Annotated in this window: 17 protein-coding genes; 6 read left to right on the top strand and 11 right to left on the bottom strand. The window is 66.4% G+C overall.

Translation table 11 applies throughout. The features are described from left to right. Positions 1-132: 132 nt before the first annotated feature. Positions 133-342: an MbtH family protein gene (locus tag T398_RS21775; protein WP_026185846.1), complete on the bottom strand. Its 210-nt coding sequence runs from the start codon at positions 340-342 to the stop codon at positions 133-135. 428 nt (positions 343-770) lie between these two features. On the opposite strand from T398_RS21775, the gene T398_RS21780 reads away from it, so the two are divergent. From T398_RS21780 to T398_RS21805, 6 genes are all read left to right on the top strand, one after another. Next, positions 771-1811, top strand: coding sequence for an alkaline phosphatase family protein (locus T398_RS21780; RefSeq protein WP_496449548.1), 1041 nt, complete (start codon positions 771-773; stop codon positions 1809-1811). Positions 1812-2149: 338 nt separating this feature from the next. Then, positions 2150-2671, top strand: a complete 522-nt coding sequence (locus T398_RS21785; protein WP_496449550.1) for a hypothetical protein — start codon at positions 2150-2152, stop codon at positions 2669-2671. Positions 2672-2676: 5 nt separating this feature from the next. Further along, the gene (locus tag T398_RS21790; protein WP_496449589.1) at positions 2677-3246 is read left to right on the top strand and encodes a hypothetical protein; all 570 of its coding nucleotides are present in this window, start codon (positions 2677-2679) and stop codon (positions 3244-3246) included. A gap of 5 nt (positions 3247-3251) precedes the next feature. Next, a complete protein-coding gene (locus T398_RS21795) occupies positions 3252-4490 on the top strand; it encodes an MAB_1171c family putative transporter (RefSeq protein WP_496449551.1) in 1239 nt (412 codons plus the stop codon). Further along, positions 4487-5338: an oxygenase MpaB family protein gene (locus T398_RS21800; RefSeq protein ID WP_496449553.1), complete on the top strand. Its 852-nt coding sequence runs from the start codon at positions 4487-4489 to the stop codon at positions 5336-5338. Before T398_RS21795 ends, T398_RS21800 begins: the two co-directional genes overlap by 4 nt. Positions 5339-5428: 90 nt before the next feature. Then, a complete protein-coding gene (locus tag T398_RS21805; protein ID WP_496449555.1) occupies positions 5429-6010 on the top strand; it encodes a prepilin peptidase in 582 nt (193 codons plus the stop codon). Between the two features lie 32 nt (positions 6011-6042). Here the strand turns inward: T398_RS21805 and T398_RS21810 are convergent, their stop codons facing one another. From T398_RS21810 to T398_RS21855, 10 genes are read right to left on the bottom strand one after another with little or no spacing between them, the layout of a single operon-like run. After that, complete coding sequence (locus T398_RS21810; RefSeq protein ID WP_496449556.1) at positions 6043-7332, bottom strand: MFS transporter; 1290 nt, start codon at positions 7330-7332, stop codon at positions 6043-6045. After that, positions 7329-8666 (bottom strand): ATP-grasp domain-containing protein, encoded by a 1338-nt coding sequence (locus T398_RS21815; protein WP_496449558.1) that lies wholly within the window; start codon positions 8664-8666, stop codon positions 7329-7331. The genes T398_RS21810 and T398_RS21815 overlap by 4 nt, the downstream gene beginning before the upstream one ends. Then, on the bottom strand, positions 8641-9729 hold the full coding sequence (locus T398_RS21820) for a C45 family autoproteolytic acyltransferase/hydrolase (RefSeq protein ID WP_496449559.1): 1089 nt from the start codon (positions 9727-9729) through the stop codon (positions 8641-8643). Before T398_RS21820 ends, T398_RS21815 begins: the two co-directional genes overlap by 26 nt. Then, entirely contained in the window at positions 9726-10340 is a 615-nt protein-coding gene (locus tag T398_RS21825) for a GNAT family N-acetyltransferase (RefSeq protein ID WP_496449561.1), read from the bottom strand. The genes T398_RS21820 and T398_RS21825 overlap by 4 nt, the downstream gene beginning before the upstream one ends. A 1-nt stretch (position 10341) precedes the next feature. Then, positions 10342-10626, bottom strand: coding sequence for a phosphopantetheine-binding protein (locus tag T398_RS21830; protein WP_496449563.1), 285 nt, complete (start codon positions 10624-10626; stop codon positions 10342-10344). Continuing rightward, positions 10623-12146, bottom strand: a complete 1524-nt coding sequence (locus T398_RS21835; RefSeq protein ID WP_496449565.1) for an AMP-binding protein — start codon at positions 12144-12146, stop codon at positions 10623-10625. The genes T398_RS21830 and T398_RS21835 overlap by 4 nt, the downstream gene beginning before the upstream one ends. Then, on the bottom strand, positions 12139-15447 hold the full coding sequence (locus T398_RS21840; protein ID WP_496449566.1) for a non-ribosomal peptide synthetase: 3309 nt from the start codon (positions 15445-15447) through the stop codon (positions 12139-12141). The genes T398_RS21835 and T398_RS21840 overlap by 8 nt, the downstream gene beginning before the upstream one ends. Next, the gene (locus tag T398_RS21845) at positions 15444-17747 is read right to left on the bottom strand and encodes a class I tRNA ligase family protein (RefSeq protein WP_496449568.1); all 2304 of its coding nucleotides are present in this window, start codon (positions 17745-17747) and stop codon (positions 15444-15446) included. Before T398_RS21845 ends, T398_RS21840 begins: the two co-directional genes overlap by 4 nt. Next, positions 17728-18795 carry an NAD(P)/FAD-dependent oxidoreductase gene (locus T398_RS21850; RefSeq protein WP_496449570.1) on the bottom strand — a complete coding sequence of 356 codons (1068 nt, stop codon included), beginning with the start codon at positions 18793-18795 and terminating at the stop codon, positions 17728-17730. Before T398_RS21850 ends, T398_RS21845 begins: the two co-directional genes overlap by 20 nt. Continuing rightward, positions 18788-20125 (bottom strand): lysine N(6)-hydroxylase/L-ornithine N(5)-oxygenase family protein, encoded by a 1338-nt coding sequence (locus T398_RS21855; RefSeq protein ID WP_496449572.1) that lies wholly within the window; start codon positions 20123-20125, stop codon positions 18788-18790. The genes T398_RS21850 and T398_RS21855 overlap by 8 nt, the downstream gene beginning before the upstream one ends. Between the last annotated feature and the right edge of the window lie 189 nt (positions 20126-20314).

Below are 20314 nucleotides of genomic sequence, written 5' to 3' on the forward strand. Positions count from 1 at the left end.
GGCGCGACGGGGCGTCCCGGCACGCGCAGGGACCGCCAGCGGCACCGTCGCCCGCTACCTGGGCAGGCAAAACGACCGCGGACGTACCGGTTCTCCCGGTGCGTCCGCGGTCGTCGGGTGGTGCGGTGGCGGTCAGCCCTGCACGGCCAGCCACTCCCGCAGGCTGCGCGGCCGCAGGTCGGTCCAGATCTCGTCGATATGCGCGAGGCATCTGGCCCGATCGCCGTCGAAGCCCGCCGGACGCCATCCGGCCGGAATCTCCGAGCCGATCGGCCAAATCGAGTACTGCTCCTCATCGTTGAGCACCACGTGATAGCGGCGCCGGTCCCCAGGCTCTTCCATCGACACTCTCCAAGGCGCTGTAGCCACAAGTTAGATCGGCCAATATACCCCCGGTTCGGCCGGTCGGCGTTGACCGATCGGCGCCATTGTCTTGTCCGTTTGCTCATCGACAATAGCCGGACCCGCGCGCCGGGGGTACGCCAGAACCAAACCGACGGACGTTCGAGGTAGATTCTCACACCCGGGGTCATTTTTTTCGCCATCGCGCACCGCGTCGAAGGCGGCCGCGCGCGATCGTCCACGGACCGTTGCGGGAGCGTTTCCAGCCGTCGAGGACGGACCGGCGCGCCACCATTGGGCGCGCGTGGCATCCGCGCGCCGGCCCGCCGGCCGTACGCTCCTGTCACTCGGCGATCCGCCGGAGCGCCCGGCCCCGCGACGTCGGGGCCGGCCCGGACGTCGCGGGGCCGGCCCGGACGGTGGCCCGCTTGACCCCGTACACCCGTACGTGGCGGGCGGTGACCGGGGCGAACGTGACGTTGTCGGAGCGGCTGGCCGGTCTGGACCCGCCACGGCCGGAGTTGCTGCTGGTCATCCTCGACGGCTTCGGCTGGAGCCTGCTGGGGCGGTACGCCGACTCCTCTCCCCTACTGCGCCGGCTGCTGGGCGAGGGGATCGCCGGCAAACTGCAGACCCAGTTCCCCACCACCACCGCGGCCAACATCACCACCCTGCACTGTGGTCTACTGGTGAGCCGGACCGGACTGTTCGAGTGGATCATGTATGAGCCCTCGGTCGAGGCACTGGTGTCTCCGCTGATGTTCTCGTACGCGGGCGACCGGAGCCGGGACACTCTCCGCTCTACCGTCGCCGACCCGCGTGCGGTGCTGCCACTGCCGAGCCACTACCGGACGCTGACCGACCGCGGGGGCGAGTGCGTGGTACACCAGAGCCTTGCCTTCACCCCCGTCGACCTTCTCCTCGGTGGTCATGGAGGGCGCCCGGCTGGTGCCCTACGCGGACCCGCGGGAGGCGGCGCGCAGCGCGGCGGACCCGCCGGCGACCGGCGCCCGCGCTACCCGGTCGTCTATCTCAACCAGGCCGACGCGGTGGCGCACCTGAAGGGGGCCTCCTCGCAGGCCTACCGCGAGACGGTGACGACGCTCCTCGACATACTGGAGGACCTCTTCACGGCGCTGGCGCCGGGCACGCTCTTCGCACTGACCGCCGACCACGGGCATATCGACGTCGACCCGACCCGGACGATCCAGCTCAATCGGCTGCGGCCGGGGCTGGAGTCCCACCTGCGCCGCTGGTCCGCCGGTCCAGCGGTGGGCCCGGGCGGCTCGCCGCGGGACTACCTCCTCTACCTCGCCGACCCGAGCGAGGCCGAGCCGGTACGGGCCCGACTGGCCGCGCTGCTGGCCGGCACGGCGGAGTGCGTCGGCGCAACGAGCGTCTGGAAGCGAATCTGGCCCGGACGAAGACCGCTCTGGAGATCCTCCGCCGTCAACGCTGACTCCGGTTGAACGCCGCGCGGTCCTGGATGTGCTGCATCCGGGCAGGGGTGCCGATGGGTGCTGCCCTGCTGACAGCCGAGCGCGCCAGCGAGCGTCCCGGGACGCGTCCCCGCTTTGCGCCCGTGACGGAGCTGATCCCTCTCACTGACGACTCCCCCGTGCCAGTGGCCGGACCTAGACCAGGCGCCAGCCACGCGACAGGCGTTGAGCGGTGTGGTCCTGTACTCAACGCACGTTGCTCCAAACAAGAACGAGGATATGCTCACGTTCCGTGCATGCGTCAACATCTGTTTTGCTGGCGCTTGCATCTGCGACACTGTTGTTTAGTCGCTGGAGGGTGAAGAGTCATGGTCGACGATGGGCACGTTGAGCAGGAGCTGCCGCCCCTTGACACGCTGGCAGCCCGGCTGGAGTACCTGTTCGACAAGATCCGCCCGACCGCTGAGGAACTCAGCGACCCCGACGAGTCGGGCCGCAGGTACACCAACAAGGAGATCGCCGACAAGATCAACGCGACGGCGGCCGACACTGGTGTGACGATCAGCGCCGCCTACATCGGAGAGTTGCGCCGCGGCGTAGCGAGCGATCCTCGCACCTCACACGTGCGCGCTCTGGCCTTCGCGTTCGGCGTGAACTCGGGCTACTTCGTGGATGACGCGGCGGCACGACGGATACAGGACCAGATCACGCTGCTCAGCGAGTTGCGGCGAATGGACGTCAAGCAGGTGGCCCTGCGCCAAGTGCTCACCGACAACGGACTGTCCTCAACAGATATGCAGCTCATTGAGCAGATGGTGGCCCGATTGCAGGCCGTAGCCGAGGGCACCAGCCCGGGCGGAAGTGGTGCCGTGCCGGGTGATCGCAGTTAGCTGTGCTGATCCTTCGGTGGCAGTACGCCGACGAGCGGGGGAACGCTGACGTGAAGTTGCACCGACTACGCAAACGCTGCGAGCAGATCGCCGCCGAGGTGGAGATACCGGAGCCGTTCGACATCAAGAAGCTGTGCGACCTGCTTGGCGAACGGCGCGGCCGGCCCATCCATCTGGTGCCGATCAGGCTCCCGGCGCACGCGGTATGCGGGATGTGCGTGCCGACCGGCGAGTTCGACGCCATCTTCTTCGAGCAGGACACCTCACCCCTGCATCAACTACTGATCATCGGTCACGAACTGGGCCACCTGCTCGCCGGCCACCGGGCTACCGAAGTCCTGGACCCGGACGCCTCCCGCCTGCTACTGCCCGACCTCGACCCGCAGCTGGTCCGGCGCAGCCTCGGCCGGAGCAACTACGCAGCCGCCGAGGAGCGCGAGGCCGAGATGATCGGATCGCTGCTGTTGCGACGGGCACGCGCTGGCCGTGACGAGGGACAGGAGTCGCCGCTGGACAGCCGTCAGGCCGAGTTGTACGGCCGGCTGCGGCACTCGCTGGAACACCCCGACTGGTAGTCGAGATGGATACCACCCTGTACGCCGTCTGCGCGGTCGCCGGCTGGTTCGCCTTCGGCTACATGCTGCGGCTCCAGCACCGGCAGCCCGGCCGGGTCCGAGGCGCGATTTGTGTGGCGCTCGGGGCCTTCGCCGCCGGGATCACCCTCGCCATCCCACCCCTCGCCGCCGGCATCGACCACGCATCAGGGCTACCCAACCTGGCCAAAGTCATCTCCCACGCCTGCGCTATGACGATCGCTGCGAGTGCCGAGAACATGCTGCTTCACCTCGCCCTGCCACCGGCGAAGGCCGCAGTGCGGAGCCGGTTCTGGGTGTGGGTCACCAGCGGCGCGTTCCTCGCCATGGCTGGCCTGTTCGTCTACACGCTCACCTACGACACCCCGGTCCTTCTGACGGTCGAATACGCGCGGGATCCTGTCGTAACTGCCTACCTGCTGATCTTCATGCTGGTCGGCTTCTTTGCCTACTGCACCGACATCACCCGCCTATGCTGGCGCTTCGCCCGCGTCTGCGGACGCCCCTGGCTCCGGCGCGGCCTCCGCATAACCGCCGTTGGTGCCGCCTTCGCACTGCTCTACAGCACCAACAAGATCGTCTACCTCATCGCTTACTGGAGCGGCCACCAACCGTCTAGTGAGAGAGAGATCGCCGCAATCCTGGTGACCATCAGCGCGTTGCTCATGATGGCCGGCCTCACCATGCCGGCCTGGGGCCCGATCCTCACAATCACTCGGCGCTGGGACGACTTCCGCTCCTATCGACGACTGGAACCGCTCTGGCGGGACCTCGTCAGCGCCCTGCCCGAACTCGAGCTCGATACAAGCCTGCGCCGACCGCTCGGGGCGGTCCGCGATATCGACTACGCACTGACCCGCCGGGTGGCCGAGATTCGCGACGGACGTCTCGCGCTCCGCCCGTACATGGACGTCAAGGTGACGGAGCTGGCCGAGCAATTCGCTGAGCAGGCCGGGCTGACCGCTGACGAGCGGCGGTCGAACCTAGAGGCGGCCCATTTGGCTTGCGCCCTGCATCGACACCAGGCCGGCATTGTCGCTGCGGTCCCCCAGCCGGCGGACGATCTCCATCGTCCAGGCGGTGGCTACACCGGCGAGATCGCATGGCTGATGCGGGTCACCGCTGCCTATGCCCAATCCCCCGTGGTGGCCCGGACGCTCGTCGCGGCCCGGCTCGCAGCCGCGAAGGACTTTCCGCACCCAGTGGTTGGAGATGCCCAACGATGAGACACCGCTACGCCAACCTGACTCGCATCCGCGCTCTGGACCCTGAGCATGACTACCTGGCCATCTACCAGACCATGCTGCGCTACGAGTTCCCCTGGGACATGAAGCTCGGGCTGAACCTTGCCTTCAACCGGTCCTTCTCCGTCCCCGCCATCGCCGCAGTGCACACCGCCACTGGTGAGCTAACCGAGCGAACCCAAAAGCGCATCGACGACACCGGCCTCCTGATGTACGAAATGGTGCTCAACGGGTTCGACCAGCCGCGCGGCCGGGACGCGCTGCGACGGGTCAACCAGATCCACCGCCCCTACGACATCCCCAACGACGACTACCTCTACGTCCTCGGCTGCTTGATGGTGATCCCCACCCGGTGGCTGCAGCAGTACGGCTGGCGCCAACCCTGCTGCCACGAGCGACGGGCCACCTACCTGTTCTATCGGGAGTTGGGCCGGCGGATGGGCAGCACCGAGATCCCGAGCTCCTACGAAGAGTTCGAGACCTGGTTCGACGCCCACGACGCCACCCACCTGCAGCCCAACGACGACGCGGCCGCCATCGAGCGAGCCACCCGCATGCTGATGCTCACCCGCATCCCCACGCCCCTCGCACCGCTGGGCAACGCGCTGGTCAGCGCCATATACGACGCGCCGCTCCGGCACGCGATGCGAGTCGCCGCACCGGCGTGGCCGATCCGGGCTGGCCTGCATGCGGCCCTGAAGCTGCGGTCGCGGCTCCAACGGTGGTTCGGCGCGCCGCACACCACGGCGCTGTTCGCCAACGGGATCAAGACCAAGAGCTATCCCGACGGGTACGAGATCAGCCAGCTCGGTCCGCAGCAAGACGGTTAAGCTGGTCATGCTCGGTCTCTCTGTCACGCCAGGCTGGTCGTCCCAGCGGGCCAGTTCAGCCGGCGGTCCTGCGAGGGCTGCGGCGTCGAGGTGAGTCCGGTCGGACCCGGCTGGGCCGCGCTGCTACCGAGCGGCCGCTGCTGGCAGCGGATGGGCGCCCCTCCGTACCTGCTGGAGCTCTGCGCTGCGGTCGCGGTCACCACCGTGCTTCTCGCCGCTCCCACCATGCCGGTGCTGCTGGCCGGCCTGTGGTGGGCCGGCTGCGCCGTCCCGCTCGTGTTCATCGACGCTCAGGTGCACCGCCTGCCCAACGTCATCACCCTGCCGGCGGCGGCCGGCGTCTTCGCTCTGCTCACCGTCGACGCAGCGGTCACCGATCGGTGGGAGCGCGTGCTCGGCGCGGCGATCTGCGCGGCCGTCGCCACTACGGTGTTCGTCAGCACGGGGCTGATCCTGCGCAACCGCGGCATGGGCCTGGGCCACGCCAAGCTGATCCTCTCGGTGACCGCCCTGCTGGGTGGTGGGGCTGGGGCACGGCCTTCAGCGCGGTGTTCTTGGGCTACCTGGGTGCGGGAGTCGTGGGTGTCGTGCTGCTGGCCAGCCGACGTGTCCACCGCGGGACTCGCATCCCGATGGGCCCGTTCACTATCCAGCCGACCACGCGGCGGGTAGCCAGGTCGATGACGGTGGCCAGGTACAGCCACTCACTGACCGGCTCGCGCTACGGGAGGCTCTTCTCGGTCCGCCGCCGCGTCGGCAATGGTCTCGATGGCCGGCTGCTCGCCTCGTGGTTGGCGTACGGCCGTCACGGCTAGCAGTGTGGCCAGCACGGAGCTTAGTGCGATGACCAGCCACACGCTGTGACCTAGCCGAACGAAGAGCCAACCTCCCGCCATCGGCCCGACCGCCGTTCCAAGCCCGAACATAAACTGAAAGCTACCGATATAGCGGGACTTGAGGGACGCGGGTCCGGCGACGGCGGGATACGCGAACGCCGCCGGTCCACCGATGATCTCACCAAGAGACCAAATCAGCGTGCCGCCGATGATGATTGCTGGACCCAGCGGGAGCGCATAGAACGCAACACCCGCGCCGAGTAGGCCAAAGGCCAAGCCTATCGTGACCTTGAAGGGCCAGTTCTGAGTGACCTTGGTGAGCAGAAGCTCGAAGGCGATGACGATGAACCCGTTGAGCGAGACCGCCGCCGTGTACCAGAATATGGGCGACCCCTCGGCTGTCATGTCAAGTGGCAGGGTGGAAAGGTATTGCACGTAGACGGCGGAATGCAGGAATGTCGCTACGAGATAGCTGAGGAACCGCCGATCCCGCAGCACGTCGGAGTAGCTACCTTGGTTTGAGTCCTCCGCCGGGTCGACGGTCGGCCGGACGCGGCTGCGGGCGGGCAAAGCGACCCATGCGAGTCCCGCGTACAGCAGCGCAATCGCCGCCTCGCCCCAGAACAAGAGTTCATACTGTTGGCGCCCCAGGTTGTAGAGGGCAAATCCGAGTAACGGGGCGGCCATTGCACCTAGATTCAGGCCGAACCGGTACATAGCGAAGATCATGACCTGCTGATCGTGTGGGGTGAGTTCGGACAGCAGGGTCGCCGATGCCGGTCGGTAGAGCTGCCCGCCGAGACCGACCAGGGCTACCGCGAGGAGCACCATCGGGTAGTTCGGCAGAAATAGCAGCGAGGCGATCAGCACGCTGGAGCTGGCCATGCTGATCACAGTTGCATTCCGGGCACCGAGCCGATCGGCCAAACCGCCGCCGATCAGCACGCCGACGACTGCACCGCCACCGTAGACACCGAGTGCCAGCGCGGCCTGCTCGGTGCTGTATCCCTCGGCTAACAGGTACAGGACAAGAAAGATGTTGAGGAAGCCGCTGAGCCGGTTAATGAAGACGCCCGCGAGGATAGCCTTCACCGCCAGCGGCGCCTGCCGAAACGTGGAAGTGATGGCGGGGCCCTTGGCACCCTGGCCGTACATCATTGCGCAGAGTCCGAAACGTGCACGGTAATGGCCGCACGCACTCGCCGTTCGAGCTCGTCGAGTTCCGTCTCCACCGGTGCGTCGATGAAGAAGGTCACCACCCGGTCGTCGGACTCGCGCAGCTCACCCAGTCGACTGCCGCGGTCCTTCAGCACGAAGACCGCGCGCAGGGTAGGCGGTTCGTCGGAAGCACCCGGGGGCACCACCGGCCAGACGCCGGAACCGCTCAGCCAGAGCGGTCGAACCTCGGGCCAGTCCACGGCCACGTCGTTCAAGGTCCCAACCGGGTGCTCGAGGTAGACCTGTCGGGTGAAACGCCGCGGTGAGGGGTACGAGGCGGGCTCCCCCAGCGAGATTCGCATGATCTCCGGCTCCAGCGCGGCGCCCGTGGCCAGTTGGTACAGCGCGAGCAGGCCGTCGCCGGGGGTGCGGGCGGCGACTTCCATTAGGTACACGCGACCACGCGCGTCCACTCGCCACTCCGAGTGGGCGATGCCGCTACCGAAGGCCAGCCGTTCCAATAGCTGCTGGTTCGCATCGAGGAGCATCGCCTGCACGTCAACATGGCCCTCGGGAACGCTATGCGAAATCTCCACGAAGGTGTTCGCGTGTGACTCGGTGGTTTCCTTGCGGGTCACCGAGGCGAAAATGGTCTTTCCTTCCTGCACTAGACACTCGACCGAGTATTCCTGCCCAACTATCTTTTCCTCAACCAACAAATGTTCGTGTTCCGGGTAGCTGGCCACAACCTCAGCTAGTTGAGCCGGGGTTTCGACGGTGATGACGCCCGAGCTGGAGTGCCGGCTCGCTGGCTTAAGCACCGCCGGAAATGGCGCCGCGTACGGGTCGAACGCGGCGCGCTGCCCGCCTGGAACAGTCACCGAGACAGGGCTGAGCTCACTCAGGTACCACCGCTGCAGGTACTTACTGCGACAGACCCGGCTCGCCCGAAGGCCCGGGCCGGGCAGCCCGAGAGCGTCGGCGACGATGCCCGTGGGCTCCACCAGCGTCTCGCCCACCGCGTAGACGCCCCGGATCGTATACCGGTCGCGCCAGTTTTGCGCCTGGGCGATAGCGCCGGCAGTGAACGACCCCTCGACGTCAAAGGACCCCTCCACGAAGGCAATCTCGTCAATCATCTGGGCGACGTGCTCCGGATCCTGCCGAGCCGCCGTCGCACGCTTCCGCCAGCTCTCAGCGGTCAGTACCAGGATCTTGAGGCCGCGCCTGCGTAGCTCCGTGAGATACAGGGGGTTACGACAAACGACGGCGAACGCGCCAGTCAGAATGAACGCCGGGGGGCACCTATCAGCCGGGTTGGCTTGTTGCGTCATCTATGTACCTCTCGGAGTTGTCGGGCTGCGGCCGGAAGACTCTGGTGGTGGCACGGGACGGGTCGCCAGGGCGGAGGTGTAGCTCGCCTTCGGCGGGCAGCATCACGACAGCAGCGACGCTTCGTTCCCGCCGGATGTCCCCGCTGTCCGGCACGCAGACCGGCGGCTGGGACAGCAGCCCGAAGTGCTGCTCCGGTTCGGCGTCGCCGGTCAGCCGGGCCAAGCCCGTGCGGATGGCCGCCAGCCGGTTGAGGGACGAATTGCGCGCGAAAATGTTCAGCTCGTCGCTGCTAACGAAATCCGGGTGCAGGAAGTGGTTGGTATGCGTGAGTTCGGCACCAGAGGTCACCCGGATCTCCTCGCCGAGGATCTCGACATAGGCAGCCAACCGAGTGTCACAGAGCATGATGGATCGGGAGCTGGCCAGCGGCAACTTCCCGAGGATCTCGACAGCCTGCTCGACGGTATCAGCGGTATCGAGAAGGTGCCGGATGGCCAGGTAGGGCGGGATCCCGGGTCGCCAGACACCGCCGAGTACAAGATTAAGCCCGACAGCCAGACCGGCGCTGTTGACGCCGAGGTAGCCGAGGAGGCCGGCGAAGCTCAACACTATGGCCGACCGATGCGGACGTACGACATGCAGCACGGCGATCTGGTCATCGAGGTTCCCGTTGAGGTCGACGGTCTGCGCGAGCACCGGCTGCCCAGCCGGGCCGGTGCGCGCATAGGTGGTGCAGTCACCGATGGTCGGAACCCGGTGGTAGCCGAGGATTTCTCGACGCAGCTGCAGCAGGTGCGCGAGGTCGTCGTCGAGTCCCGCACCGTGTCCCAGGCCGACTATCTCCTCGGCCAGGGCGGGCGTTGCGGCGGCGATCACCGAGCGGTAGGCCGCAACCGTCGGCCGCAACTGCGCGAGGGTGACCGGTTCCGGCAGTAGCCGGTTCAGCCGGCAGAGGGCATCCTCGACGAAGGCGTGCAGTGCGACTCGCTGGGCTTCGCCGTGTAACAGGCCGACGGTGAAGGCGTCGCCCTCGGCCCTGACCCGTGTGATCGCCGGACTCATTCCGCCCTGCCGACGCGCAAAGCCTTCGGGCCGGTAGCCAACTGTTCCTTCACGTCGGGCCACTCGGAGCGGACGATGCTGTAGAAGACAGCGTCCCGCCGCCGGCCGCCGGGCATGTAGTTGTAGCTGCGGAGTGTGCCTTCCTCGCGAGCGCCGATGTTCCGCAGACCGCGACGTGCCTGCTCGTTGCGCATGTCCGTCTTGAACTCCACTCGCTCGGCCTGCATCCGCTCGAAGGCGTGTTCCAACAGCAGGTACTTGGCCCAACGGTTGACGCCCTTGCCTTGGAACTCGACACCAAGCCAGGACCACCCAATCTCCAACCGTCGATCGGTCTCGGCCAGGTTACCAAAGCTCATGCTACCGGCAGTGAGGCCAGCACTCTTATCCGTGATGTGGTAGACGGCTCTGCGTCCGGCCTCGTGGTCGGCAAGAGTGCAGTCGAAAAACCGCTCGAAGTCTTCCTCTGACTCGACGAGCGACACGAACCATCGCCAGATCTGCCGATCCATCGCGATCGCGCGGATCGCCTCGCGATCCGCCGCGGTGATCGGGCGCAGCAGGACGTGCTCGTTTTCGAGGGTTGTCGCCGCGATGTCAGACCAGCCCATCTCAGGCCTCCTGCTGCCGACCGACTATGCCGCTCAGCGCGTCAACCACGTCCCGCAAAGTGTGCATCCGCGCCACGTCCTCTTCGGTGAGATGGCTCAGGCCCACCCCGACGTCCTCGCACAGTGCGGTCAAAAAGAGTACTTTGTTGAGCGACGTCAGCCCATAGTCCGCGGCGAGGTCGGCGTCCGGGGCGAAATCGGCCGGCGCAACTGCCCCATCCAACGCGCTGGAGAGGCTGTCGCGCGCCGCCCCGTTCAAATCGACAGATGCTACGTCCGAGCTCATGAAAGTCCTCCGTTAGGGTCGGTTATCTCGTTTCGGTACCGGTCAAAAATGAGCCGGCGGCGGGGCTTGTACTGCGAGGTGAGCAGGTTGTTCTCGATGGTGAATGGCTCGCTCACCACTACCTTGCGGATCTGCTCGTCGGGGCCGGATGCGGCGTTCGTCCGAGCCAACTGGGCGTCGATCTCCGCCATGTCGGCTGGTTCCGCCATCGGAGAGATCACGGCGACCAGGTAAGTCTGACTCGGGCAAAATAGAATGCAGTGCGCCACTGCGGGGCTGCGTCGCATGCGCTCCTCGATCGGCTGGACGACGACCTTGCGCCCGTTGTCGAGCACGATAACGTCGTCGGCTCGCCCAGAAATGTACAGGAAGCCGTCCTGGTCGAGGTAGCCCACATCACCCGTGCGAACGGTCCTCGGCGCGACAAAGACACGCTCGGAATCGCCCGGGGCGGAGTGCTCGTATCGCTCGCTGACCGGGTAGTCGCTGCGGACACTGATTACACCATCCGAATCGAACAGCACTTCCTTACCGGGCAGCACCTTCCCGACACTCCCTGCTCGATGTGCACCGGGATAATTTTTGGCGACGATGCAGGTTTCGTTGAGGCCGTACCCCTCGTAGATCGACAGTCCCACCTCGCTGAAAAAGCGCAGCGTATGGTTGCTGGCCGGCGCTGACCCGGTCCACAGGTAACGGATCTGCGGACCAAACAGACGTACGGCCGCGTCGCGGCGAGCGTCCTTGCCTCGACCGCTCGCGGGCGTCACTCGGGCCGCCCGGGCCTCGATGTGCGCCCGGGCCGTCTCGAAAAAGCCGGGCACCCCCATCACGACAGTTGGTCGGACCGTGCTCAGGGCGGCGAACACGGACTCATACGTCGAAATGGTGATGTCGTGCCCGTACCGAAGCGCTGAGTAGATCCAGTACCGCTGCTGCAGTAGCGAGAGAGGTAGGAAGACGAACAGATCGTCGCCCGGTCCGTGCTCGAACATGTGCTGCACGGCCCGCAGCGAGGAGTCGATGCTGCCCACCGTGGCGGCAAGACCCTTCGGCTCTCCGGTGCTTCCGGAGGTGAACTTCAGGGTGGTCACCTCCCCTGAGGCGTACGCCACCGGCGGCAGCACCACGTCTGGACCATCAGCGAGGTTACGCACCAACTCGACGGGGTGGACGCCGTCGCCGTCGGTCTGCTGGTCGGTGAAGAGCAGGCGCAGACCGTAGCGCGCCCGCAGTCGCGCGTCGGCGGTGAACTTACCCGGTTCCAGGCCGGCGGTAACGACCTTCAGACGCAGTGCCGCCAGGTCCAGCAGTACCCACTCCAGCCGGTTGCTTGCCAGGATGCCGATGCGGTCGCCGGGGCCTACCCCCATCCGACGAAGCCCAGCTGCCACCCGGCCGGCACGCTCGTAGAGCTCGCGCAGGTCCATCGATTCGCGGGCACCAAGCCGTACGAAAGAGATCCGGTTGCCGGCGGCGGGCGGATGGGCCACCACGTGATTCATGATCGACTCAGTCATCCCGGAGCCTCTCCAGAGTGAGCAGGTGAGCCGCCATCGCTCGGACGGTTTCCATCTCCGGCAGTCGGGCCAGTGGAATCGACACCCCGTACCGTTTCCGTACCGCGGTAAGGATGCGGGCGGCGGCTATCGAGTCGCCGCCGAGTTCGTAGATAGTGGCCCCCAAATCGACCATGGCAACACCGAGGATCTGCATCCAGAGGTCGGCCAGCTGCGCCTCGACGTCGGCGGCCCGTCCCCGGGCAACGGTGGCCGGGCCGGTCGGGGTCTCCGTAACTACGGTGGCGCTGAGCCGGGAACGGTCTACTTTGCCATTACGGGTCAAGGGCAGCTCGTCATGCCACACCATCAGCGACGGCACCATGTACTCCGGCAACTGCCCGCGCAGCGCCCGCCGCAGCTGATCCTCGTCCGGGCGCTGGCTGCCGTCGGAGACCAGGTGGGCCACCAGCCGTACTCCCCCGACACCATCCTGGCGGACCACTACCGATTGACGTACACCGTCGAGGTCGACGAGCCGGGTCTCCACCTCCCCCGCCTCGATTCGGTAGCCATTGATTTTGATCTGGAAGTCGGACCGCCCGAGAATGGCGATGCTGCCGTCGGGCAGGTATCGACCCAGGTCACCAGTACGGTAGATGCGGTCGGCGCGTTGTTCGTCGTGCCAGAAACGTTCAGCGGTACGGGTCTCGTCGCGCCAGTAGCCCCGAGCCAGCCCGACCCCGGCAGCGCAGATCTCGCCGGTGACCCAGTCCGGGGCGTCGAGGCCGTTCCGGTCCAGCACATAGGCCCGGTTGTTGGCGTTCGGCCAGCCGTACGGAATGCTGTGGCCCTCACCACCGTCCGGCTCAATCGGGTAGAGGATGTTCCAGATGGTCGTCTCGGTCGGCCCGCCCAGCGAGACAACTTCCAGGCCGGGCCGCAGCTTGCGCAGCGCCGGCGGTAGTGCCGGCGGGATCCGGTCCCCGCTCATCATCACCAGTCGCAGACGGGCCAGCGGCTCGGCGCCGTCTGCGGCTGCCTGTTCGTGCACGAGGGACACGATGGCCGGCACGGAGTTCCAGAGCGTTACCCCGGCCGTGGCGCAGAGGTGCAACCAATGGGCCGGGTCCGCCGCCCGGTCAGCGTCCGGCTGCACCAGGGCGGCGCCGGCGGAGAGCGCGCCAAACACGTCGTACACGGACAGGTCGAAGTTGAAGGCACTGATGGCAAAGAAGCGGTCGGCGGGGCCCACCCGGAACCGGCGGTTACAGTCAGTAATCACGTTGAGCAAACTGCGGCGGCTGACCATGACGCCCTTCGGCTGCCCAGTCGTCCCCGAGGTGTAGAGTACGTACGCTAGATCATCGAGGTCGGCACCCGGCAGCGGCTCCACCGGGGGCGGGTCGCCCGTTACCTCGTGGGTCAGGTCGAGGACGTCAGTGTCGGGCTCGTCGGCCGCGTAGCCGACGTTCGTCAGCACCATCCGAACCTGGCCGTCGCGTAGCAGGTACGCACGCCGCTCGGCGGGAAGCCCTGCATCAACCGGCAGGTAGGCGCCACCGGCCAGCACGGTGGCCAGGATGCCGACTATCTGCTCCGGCCCACGGGTCATGACCAGGCCGACCAACTCGTCCCGATGTAGTCTGCGGGCACGCAACCAGGAGGCGGCGTGGCGGACCCGGCGGTAGAGCTCGCCATAGCTGACGGTCTCGGCCCCACTGATTACCGCCGGTGCCTCCGGGTTCGCCATGGCGTGGGCGATGAACGCGTCGGTCAGCGTCTCGTCCAGCAGTTGAGCGGCGGTGTCGTTGGCCTGCTGCCGGCGGCGCCGCTGGTCGGCCGGGAGCAGGTCGAAGGAGTGGTTGTTCCAACGGGACTCGTCGCGCAGTTGTTCCAGCAGTGAGCGGTAGCCGTCGGCCAGCGCGTCGAGCAGCCCTTCGTCGTAGAGCGCATCGACGCCGTCGAGTTGCACGACCAAGCCGCCGTGCTGTTCCATCGCGAAGGCATTCAGCCAGACCTGCGGTGTCTGGCTGACCGAATACACCTCTTTGCCGAACAGTTCCAGGGTGGAGCCATCCACGTCCGGTTGGGGATGGCCGATGGCGCTATTGAAGGTGTACTGCGCTCGGGACTCGCCACGGCGGCCCAACTCGCGCAGCACCTCCACCCCGGAGAAGTGGCGGTTGTCCAGGTCCTGATGTAGTCGAGCCTGCACAGTACGGGCACGTTCCCGGAAGGTGGTGCTCCGATCCACCGCGAGCTCGACCAGGATCGTGTCGGAGAACTGACCGATCGCGTCGAAGATGCGGGGATGAATCGGCGGCCGGTGGGCCACGGTGGTGTTTATGGTGAACCGTTCACCCGCCCCCCAGGTGGACAGCGTTTCCGCGTACGCGGTCAGCAGCAGGGCCGACGGGGTCAGCCCCGCGGCCGCCGCGTGGGCGCGGACCGTTACCCAGCCGGCAGCGTCCAGCCGTACCTCGCGTTGACGGAACCGGGGGTAGGTAATCTCCGCTGGGTTAGTACGCAGTGGTAGATCCGGCCGGGGGGCGAAGTCGTCGAGGCGCGACATCCAATACGCCTCGGACCGGGCAACCGGCGGCTGGCCGGCGGATCGCTTCCGAGCGTCGACGTACTCGTGGAACGGCAGCTCGCCCGGGTCCTCCCCAGCGTTGCCCTGATAGGCCTGCCACCAGGCACGAAAGAACAGGAACATGCTGATCCCGTCCATAATCAGCCCATCATGACTGACGTGCATAACCATGCGGTCAGAAGCGAGCACGGTGACCGCGACGTCGAGTAGCGGCGCGCGGTCGGCGGGCAAAACCAGGTGTGATCGTTGCTCGCGTAGCTCCGCCAGGCGCTGTTCTTGGACGGCTGGCGACTCGCCCCGAAGGTCCTGCCGCGCGATGGTCACGGCGAGCGGTGGCTGCTGCTCGACTTGGACATCCTCGGCGGGAAAGCGGCTACGCAAGCCGGGGTGACGGTGCACGACGGCCGCCAGCGCACTTTCCAGCCGGTTGATGTCCCACACACCCTCTATCTCGTGGTAGACCTGACTAGCCACATTGCCCAGATCGAAGACGTCGCTGCGGCCAATCAGGTAGCTGCGCTGCAACGGGGTGAGCGGGAACGAGGCCGCCTGGTCCCCCGCCTGGCCGCGGAGGTGGGCAATCAGCTCGGGCTTGCGCTGCCGGATCCGGGACACCAGGTCGGCATCGATCCGCTCCCGCGGCCCCTGCAGGCGCAGATCGGCGTCGGCGAGGCTGATTGTCAGACCGCGGGCGGTGATGTCCTCCAACAGTTGCGCGACGCTCATGCCGGCCTCCCGGCCGAGACCGCCCGCTGCCGGGACAGCAGGCGGGCGAGGCCTGCGAGGTCATCTACGCGGGTGAGGTCCTCGATCGGCACGTCCTGCTCGAAGCGCTCAAGGATCTGGTATTGCAGCGTCATGATCTGCAACGAGGTCATACCTAGGGCGGACAGGGAGCGTCCGGCGAGCGGGGCGTCGGCGGGCAGTCGCAGCAGCTGCCGTACCTGCTCGTCCAGCCAGCCGGCGGCCTGCCCCACACCAGTCGGGGACTCTTCTGCTGGCTCCGTTGCCGTGCTTGCCCCGGTCGCGGAAATGGTCGGCGAAGCCAGCAGCGGTTCGGTGAAAAAGACCCGTCCCGCAAGGTCAATCTTGTTGCCGGCAGGCACCAGTTCGATCGTCCGGGGCCACTCGCGCGGCGTCTCAAGACCGAGTGCTTCAGCCAGCTTTGCCGCGAAGCGGGGCATCACCGGTGCTGCTGCGTGTGCCAGCAGCCGGGCAGCGGCCAGTTCCAGGGCAAGCGTGGTGCGGCTCTCGTCACACCAGCGCGCGATACCGGCGATGGCTCCGTCCATCCTGGCGAGGCGCAGGGCATCGGCGACAATGCCGTCAAGTTCCTCCGCAGCCTGATTGAGGGAAAAGCCGTCTTGCCCGAGGCATCCGGTCAGCGCGGTGCGGCGCCCGTCGAGCCGAGCCAGAAAGGCGATCTGCTCTGGGGTCCAGGTGCCTGCGTCCGGCGCGGCTCCGTTAAACCGCTCCGCCACCCGGCGGCCCACGTCGTCAAGCCAGCGCTGCCAGGTCCCAATCAAAGTACGCCGCACCTCGTTCTGGTACGCGGCTCGCTCGAAGTTGGTCCGGCGCCCCTCCGGACGGGTACGGCAGAGATAGAAGCGTACGGCGTCAACGGTATCCGGGCCGAGGATCTCCTTTCCCCAGATACCATGCCGCCGACTGGTTGAGAACTTGCCCTCCTCAAGCAGGTAGAACTCATTGAGATGGTAATCGATGTCCGGCTTCCACTGGGGGAAGGCCAATTGGTATAGCACCGGGTAGAGCATGGCGTGGTAGAAGCTGTTGTCATAGCCGAAGAAGTGGACGATCTTCCAGTCCGGTGCGGGATGGTCCGCGCGCCATGGCTGGTTCAACCGCTGACCAAGGACTTCGATGCCGTGCAGGAAGCCGTAAGACATCTCTGGCCACACCCAGATCACCTGGTCGGTGACGTCGTTCTCCGCCGGCGGGACGCCCCAGCTCGACGGATGAGTAATCGATAGATCAAACCGCCTCCGGGTGAAGACTCGCTCGGCGAGTTCGCGCAGGCGGGCCGGCACGCGGCCGAGGCGGTGATGCGCAGCCACGTCGTCGCGGAACTCGTGCAGCGGCAGCGAGTACCGGGTCACCTCGCCGAATCGCGGGGCTCGGCCCTCCGGTTGTGAGACCGGGTTGACCAAGTCCACGCAGGTGTTCGGCTCGCCACACTCCTCACAGATGTTGCCGCTGGTGCCCTCACCGCAGCCCGGACACCCGCCGGCGACATCGACCTCGTACAGGTATGCACCAGTGTCCGGATGGAACAGCGCGGGCGCGCGCAGCGGGGCGACCCGCCCGGAATCGACCAGCCGGCTAAAGAAGGACCGAAGCCCGTCGCGGTAGGTCGGGTCCCGACCGGTTACCGTATACTGATCTAGTTCGATATCCATTAGGCTGAGAGTGGCGGCGATCTCCGCACTGAAGTGTGCCGCAGTCTGCGCGGGTTGGCAGCTGTCCCGGCGGGCGGCTCCCACGACGTAGCTCTGGTAGTCGTCGCTGCCGGTCAGATGCCATGCTTGGACGCCGTTCATCCGCTGGAACCGGACGTAGGCGTCGGCTCCGAGGTACGGGCCGGACAGGTGACCGAGATGGAGGTCCCCGTTCGGAGTGGGAGGCGTCGAGAAGACAAAGACCGGCCGCTCGTCGAACCGGCGCCGCGGCGAACGGTCCGCCGCCTGGATGGCGAAGCCGGCGGCGCGCCAGTAGAAGGTGGCGAAGACAACATCCTCGCCCCCGACGTTCTCCAGCACGTGGGTCTCGAAGGGGTCGAACTTGGCGACGGTCCCCGGTCCAACCGGGTGCCGCGCACCGTCAACGATCAGTTCGCCCTGGCCGGCGACGATGACGAAGACCTCGATCTCGTCATGCTGGTGGGCGTCGGAGCGGCAACCTGGCGCCACCCGACCCCACCCCGCGCCGACTCCGATATCCGATATTTCGCTCATTTCGATACCGAAAGCGTCGTGTAGCGCCGTGTCGTCATAGGTGCTGATGATCACGAAAAGCTCCTTGTCGTGTGGACACGTCGAGTAGGCCACAGACGGCTCGGGCGATGGCCGGGGCCAACCGGTAGCCGGAGCCGTTCGCCGCTCCGGCAAAAACCAGCCGCCGATCCGGGTCGAGATACCGGACCCGAGGCTCGCCGTCCCCGCTGTAGGCGTCGCAGAACACCCGGCCTCCGACGCAGCGCCCAGCCAGTGCGGGCGCGTGTCGACGCAGGCAAGTAAGGGCCTCGTCGAGGTTCCGGGCGGAAAGCCCGGTGGTGAGTTCGTCGGGTCGTACGTCCCATTCCCGGCAGGTGTAGCTGAACAGCCAGTGGCCGCGCTCAAACAGGGGAAGCAGGAAGGCGTCCTGGTCCTCGAAGACCACGACGTCGTCGTCGATGCTTGGGGCCTGCTCGATGTGCAGGGCCACCACCTTCTTGACCCGCGCCCCGAGCGGTGCGGTCAGATCGCTCCAGGCCGGGTCGGCCAGCCATGGCCCAGGCGCCAGGACGACCTGGCCAGCGCGCAAGTCCGCCCCCGTACCCAACGATACGGTGACGCCATCCGGGTCGGGGGTGAGCCGAGTCACCCTGGTGCCCTCGTGGAACTGCACGGATCCTCGCAGCTTGGCGGCGAGTTGCTGGGTCAATGCTGCGACGTCGGCGTACTGGCAGCCGTCGCCGCGCCACGCCTCGATGCCATCGGAGAGGCGTACGAAGGTTGGCAAGGCGGTGCGGCGGAGCCCGGCCTCGGCGAAATAGGACTCGTGCAGCCGGACCGGGTCGGCGGTGAGCACGACCATTGGCACCGGGCGGATCGGCATGCCTGTCCGGGACCGCGCCAGCCGTTCGTAGTATTGCTGGCTGTAGGCGGACATCCGGCGTACCTGCTCGCTGCCACCGCGCGGAAAGTGCAGCCCCGCGGAATGGCGGGTTGCTCCGCTGGCGATGATGTCTCGATCGAGTACGACAACCCGACTCCCAGGCACCCGGGCAGCCAACTGCCGAGCGGTGAGGCAGCCGATGATTCCCGCCCCGACGATGGCGACGTCGATGTCAGCCAATGCTGATCTCCGAGTCGAGCTCATCAGCGGGGGCCTTGGCCCACCACTCGATAAAGGAGGGAAGCTGCTCGGTGCTACGCACCCCCCGTATCCGGTCTACGATGCGCTGGCTGCGCCAGGCGACAAGGCTGAGATTAGGGTCGGCAAGTCCGCGCTGCTGCCGCGCGCCGTTCTGGACGAAGATGTTGCGGTCCGGCGGGCCGTCCCAACGGACCGCGAAGGAATCGTCGACGGCGAGCTCTAGCCCCTCATGCTGCAGGCGGTGGGCGATGGGTGCCAGGAAGTCGGTGCTCGCTGGCCGAAACCCGGTGGCCCATACGATGAGGTCGACCTCCACCTGCTCGACGACGTTCGGATCGTCATTGTGTCGGGTGGTGATCGTCCACCCTGACCCGCCGGTTGGGGTCACGTCGGTGAGGGCCCGGTTCGGATACAGCGCGATCAGGTCTTGGCGGCCCTGCACGAACCGGTGAACGTAGCTGACCTGATAGATCGCGCGAAGCGTGCTCTCCGAAATGCCGTCACTCGTCAGCACGTGCCGGACGTTGAAGGCTTCGCGGTTCGGTAGCGGCAGATTGGCGAAGTGGTCCGAGTGGCATGGCATATAGTAGTCGTTTGTGAATGGAGAGTCATCAATGGGGAAGAAGTTACTCCTGCGGGAAATCCAGGAAACGCGACGCGGCAACCCGGCACCGCTACGACTGATGAGATCGAGAAACGCCTCCGCGCCGGACTGCCCGCCGCCAACGACACCGACCCGGAGGCCCGCCAGATTCTGCGCCTTCGTGATGAAGTCACTTACATGGAACTGCGTGTCGTTGACGCCGAGATTGGCCTGCGGCGGGACCCATGGCTGACTCCCTACCCCGATCACGACATTCTCCGTGGTTATGGTCCGCTTCGACGTGGTCACGACGAAGGAGCCGTCGAAGTCGACAGAGGTCACCTTCTCGCCGAGGAGAACGTTCGGGTTGCGCTGGCAGACCCACTCCAGGTAGTTGCGGAACTCTTGCCGGGGCACGGCCTCGAACTGAGCGTTGATGAAGTGATAGATGCGCCCCTGCGCGTGCAGATAGGATAGAAAAGAAAAGGCGCTGGTCGGATCCGCAAGGCTGACCAGGTCTTTGAGGATGGACACCTGCAGCGAGGATCCGGGGATTTGTTGACCATCATGCCAGCCAAATTCACGGCGCTTCTCAAAAAAGACATTAGGCACATCGCGCCGACCATGGAGCAGCGAGGCCAGGCTCAAATTAGACGGGCCGACTCCGACGCCGACGCACCGATAGTCCGGAGGCCTTCCGGGCTGCGCATCCAAGGCCATATGCATCCAACCTTCCGTGCTTCCTCTTAGGCGACTGAAACGTCGCGAACCCTTTACGACGAGCGTCTCGAGAGCAGCATGATGGGGACCGCCCCTCAGCCTATAATGTGGGGCAGGTAGCATTCTTTGGCACGGTCTTTTCTGCTGCGCCGCGATGAAACACGGTCGGGGCCGCTGACGGAGCCCGCGCTCTAC

This window comes from Salinispora goodfellowii (assembly GCF_059570675.1).